Source organism: Streptomyces sp. GQ60, assembly GCF_059758875.1.
This window is the reverse complement of record NZ_JCAXEG010000048.1, coordinates 1-4,073: the sequence shown is the minus strand read 5'-3', so window position 1 is coordinate 4,073 and position 4,073 is coordinate 1. Positions and strand designations below refer to the sequence as shown.

Genomic DNA, 4,073 nt, shown 5'->3' with positions numbered 1-4,073 from the left:
CGGAGCGGCCCCGTCTGAGATGCCTGTGCCCTCCTCCGGCCGGCGGTCATCCGCACATACGGATCCGGCAGGACCGGTAGCTCAGCCAGAACAGACGCGCGGGGCGATCACAGCATCCAGGACCGGGCGCCTGGACACCCTTCCCGTGACCGCCGACCGCCACCACGAGCGAGAGGGGCATGAGAGCGACCTCAGCGTCGGTGGGCGCGACAGATCGCTACACACTCCCACTCGGCTCAGCGACTGCGGGCCGTCCGTGGCTGGGCTGGTCCGGTCGGAACAGGGCTTGACCTCAAGTGACGTTCAGGTTGGAAGTGCGACGGGGACGGCGGCGGGAACGGCGTTGCGGGCGTCATCGGCGCCTCCGTCGTCCCGCTGGTCTTCGGGACGGGCGCCGCCTTCGTGTTGGCTCTGTGGAAGCCGGTCTTCTTGCGGATCGCGCAGTACGCGGGCGGTGGGCTCGCGCTGTTGCCGGTTGCCGGACCGCTGTCGTCCGGGGCCGACGGGGGCACCGTCGCGGCCCTGTCGCTGATGCACCTCACCCTCGGCGCGGCGGTCGTCACCACTCTGCAGCTCCGACGGCGCCGGCGGTGACGGCAGCCCGGAAGGCCGCACTGAATCCCCTTGCACAATGGTCAAGAATCGTTGACCATTGGGCGCATGCCTGCCGATGATCTTCCCGAGACGCTTCACGTCACCACCGACGAGCAGCTGCGCGCCGTCTCCAACCTCACGCGCCACCGGATCATGGCCGTGCTCCGATTCGAGCCCGCGACCATCACGCAGATCGCCCAGCGCGTGGGTCTCGCGAAGGGGAGTTCCAGCTACCACGTACGGCTGCTCGAACGAGCCGGCCTGGTGAAGGTGGTGCGAACGCGCAAGGTCCGCGGGGTCACCGAGCGGTACTACGCGATGGCCGCGCGCGGGATCGCGCTTCCGGATCCGGGAGAGGGAGGGCCGGATGTGCTGATGCGGCATGCGGTGGCGGACCTGGAGGCATCGCCGGTGGAGAGCGACCGGCACGTACGCATGGCGCATCTGCGGCTCACGGAGGAGCAGTTCGCGGAGCTGGGGGCGCGGCTGGACGCACTGGCGGACGAGTACCGGGAGCTGTCCGATCCGTCTCTGCCGGACGCGTCACTCGTCTTCGCCCTGTTCCACCCGAGATCGTCCGGGCAGGCCGAAGGGGACGCCAAGTGACCTCAGATCTTCGGAAGTTGCCGACCGGGTTCGGGCGGCTTTGGACCGCGCAGACGGTGTCCTCGCTCGGTGACGGGGTGACGCATGCGGCGCTGCCGCTGATCGCGTTGACGCTGACGCGGGATCCGATGGCGCTCGCCGTCGTCACCGCCGTCGGAACGCTGCCGTGGCTGCTCTTCGGGGTGCTCGGCGGTGCGCTGGTGGACCGCTGGGACCGCCGTCGCACGATGTGGGTCGCGGACGCGGCCCGCGCGGTGTTGCTCGTGATACCGGTGGCAGCGGCCGCGCTCGACATGCTGAGCATTCCGCTGCTCGCGGCCGTCGCCTTCCTGCTCGGCCTCGGCGGACTCTTCTTCGACACGGCCGCCACGGCCTATCTGCCGGATCTGCTCGGCCGTGACCCCGCGCTCCTGGAACGCGCCAACTCCCGCCTACGGAGCAGCCAGACCGCTGCGTCCGGCTTCGTGGGGCCGCCTGCGGGAAGTGCGCTGCTCGCGCTCGGGCGGGCGGTTCCGCTGCTCGCCGACGCGGTGTCGTTCGCGCTCTCCGCAGCGCTCGTACGATCGCTGCCCGCCATGCCGCGGCCCGTACCGAAGGCCCGCGAGTCGCTGCTGCGGCAGGCCCGGGCCGGTGCCTCGTACGTGTTCGGGGACCGGTTGCTGCTCGGGCTCGCGCTGCGTCCGGCGGTCGGGAACGTCGCCTTCCTCGCCGTGGAGACCGTGCTCGCCCTCTTCGCGCACGATCATCTCGGCATCAACACCTTCGGCTTCGGCCTGCTCCTCACGGCGGAGGCCACCGGCGGTCTGCTCGGCGCGGGCATCGCCTCCTTCCTCGGCCGGAAACTCGGCACCGGCACCGCGCTCACCTGCACGGCCGCGGTCGAGGGACTGGCCATCCTGGGCCTTGCCGTCGCCCCGAACCCGTACGCAGCCGGCCTCGCGCTCGCCGTCTGCGGAGCGGGCATGGGAGCGACGATGGTGCTCGCACCCTCACTCCGACAGGCGATCGTCCCCGCTCACCTGATGGGCCGGGTCGCCTCCACCTCCCGCATGCTCGCCATGTGCGCCGCCCCGTTCGGCGCGTTCCTCGGCGGCTGGCTGGCCACCAGCTACGACATAAGGACCCCGCTCTACGCCGCCGGCGGCCTCCTCCTCGCCATGACCGCCATCACGGCGAACATGACCAGCAACCGCCAGGTCGAGGCGGCACTGCGCGCCGCCGCGCCTGATCCCGTTCAGTTCGCCTCGTAGCAGAGGCTCGTCATCGGGGCGTGCGTGGTCCAGCCCAGCGCGGAGTAGAGCGCCCGGCCGTCGGGCGTGCCGACCAGGAGGCCGGTCGTGGCGCCGGCCTCGTACGCGGTGCTCTGCAGGGTGCGCATCACCAAGCCGCCGAGGCCCTTGCGCCGGTGCTCGGCGGCGGTCTCGACCTGGTCGACCACGACATGGGCGCCGACGTGGGCGATCTGGCCACGGGCGGCGAAGTGCCCGGCCCGCGTGCGGACCAGTACTCGGGTGACTCCGCCCCGGCTCCACTTGGTGAGCGTGTAGTCGGCCGGCACCTCCGGCCGCTCCGATGCAAGGTCACAGGTCATCAGAAAACCTGCGACGTCGAGCCGCCAGCCCGGCCCGACCCAGGGCAGGACCGCCTCCTCGTCGGCGAACAGCTTCAGCCACGTCCCGGGGGCGCTCGTCGCGGCGACGATCTTGCGCACATCGGCCTCGGAGGGCTCCGGCAGCACGTGCCGGGCCACGTGCTTGGACTGGCCGACGTCGATCGTCCACCCCCACGGCTCCCCGATCGGGTCCGATCCGCCCCGGGAGACGACCCAGCCGTCGATCCACATCCGCACGAGTTCGCTGATCCTGGTGTCCGGCATCGCCGCACGCCCCCCTGACTGGTAATAGGTCATAGCGCTGCGTGAACATTACGCGTCAGGGAGGGACTTCCACTCCTCGACAAGGAGTCCGAGCTGGACCTCGTCCAGGAACTCACCCAGCACCCAGGCCGAAGAGCGCAGCACACCCTCGCGGACGAAGCCGTTGCGCTCACCGGCACGGATCATCGCGATGTTGTCCGCCAGCGTCTCGATCTGCAGCCGGCGCAGGCCGCGCACGACGAAGCCGTAGTGGCACAGCACCGCGACCACGTCCGTGCTGTAGCCCTTGCCCCGAGAACCCGGCAACAGCCCGAGCCCGACGTGCGCGGACCGGTTGTGGTTGTCGATGCCCCACAGCGTCGCGGTACCGACCAGCGCGCCACTGTCCAGGTCCACCACGGAGAACGGAACGTGCCCCTCATTCCTGTCGTCGACCATGAACGACAGGGCTTCGGAGCCGGCCATGAGCGGTCGCCAGGGAAGCCCCGTCGCCCTGGAAGCGGTGACCACATCGTCGTGGAGACCGGCGTGCAGGATGGGAATGTCGTCCTCGTGCCGGGCCCTGAGCCCAACCGTGTTGCCTTTTAGCATGCGAGCTTCCTATCCGACCGCACAGTGGGCAGCAACCCAATAGATCGCGGTCAGCGGAAGGAGTCGGCGTTCTCGAGGCCCACGGCCGGAACGGACGGGCCGGAACCCCGGTGACCTGCGCACCCGTGTCACGCACCCCAACGCCCCCAGGACGGCCCGCAGTCGCCAAGCCGAGCGAGAGTGTGTAGCGATCTGTCGCGCCCACCGACCCTGAGGGGCTTCCCCATGCCCCTCTCGCTCGTGGTGGCGGTCGGCGGTCACGGGAAGGGTGTTCAGGCGCCCGGTCCTGGATGCTGTGATCGCCCCGCGCGTCTGTTCTGGCTGAGCTACCGGTCCTGCCGGATCCGTATGTGCGGATGACCGCCGACCGGAGGAGGGCACAGGCATCTCAGACGGGGCCGCTCCT

General features: G+C 70.4%; 5 protein-coding genes. 3 read left to right on the top strand and 2 right to left on the bottom strand.

What is annotated here, in order from left to right; translation table 11 throughout:
* Positions 1 to 354: 354 nt before the first annotated feature.
* From AC6CKD_RS37860 to AC6CKD_RS37850, 3 genes are all read left to right on the top strand, one after another.
* Positions 355 to 594 carry a DUF6069 family protein gene (locus AC6CKD_RS37860; RefSeq protein ID WP_498333960.1) on the top strand — a complete coding sequence of 80 codons (240 nt, stop codon included), beginning with the start codon at positions 355 to 357 and terminating at the stop codon, positions 592 to 594.
* Between the two features lie 66 nt (positions 595 to 660).
* Entirely contained in the window at positions 661 to 1,200 is a 540-nt protein-coding gene (locus tag AC6CKD_RS37855) for an ArsR/SmtB family transcription factor (protein ID WP_498333958.1), read from the top strand.
* The gene (locus tag AC6CKD_RS37850) at positions 1,197 to 2,450 is read left to right on the top strand and encodes an MFS transporter (protein WP_498333956.1); all 1,254 of its coding nucleotides are present in this window, start codon (positions 1,197 to 1,199) and stop codon (positions 2,448 to 2,450) included. The genes AC6CKD_RS37855 and AC6CKD_RS37850 overlap by 4 nt, the downstream gene beginning before the upstream one ends.
* Here the strand turns inward: AC6CKD_RS37850 and AC6CKD_RS37845 are convergent.
* Both AC6CKD_RS37845 and AC6CKD_RS37840 read right to left on the bottom strand, forming a co-directional pair.
* On the bottom strand, positions 2,435 to 3,076 hold the full coding sequence (locus AC6CKD_RS37845; RefSeq protein ID WP_498333954.1) for a GNAT family N-acetyltransferase: 642 nt from the start codon (positions 3,074 to 3,076) through the stop codon (positions 2,435 to 2,437). The two genes, AC6CKD_RS37850 and AC6CKD_RS37845, sit on opposite strands and share 16 nt — an antisense overlap.
* 48 nt (positions 3,077 to 3,124) lie before the next feature.
* On the bottom strand, positions 3,125 to 3,667 hold the full coding sequence (locus AC6CKD_RS37840; RefSeq protein ID WP_498333952.1) for a GNAT family N-acetyltransferase: 543 nt from the start codon (positions 3,665 to 3,667) through the stop codon (positions 3,125 to 3,127).
* Positions 3,668 to 4,073: the final 406 nt, after the last annotated feature.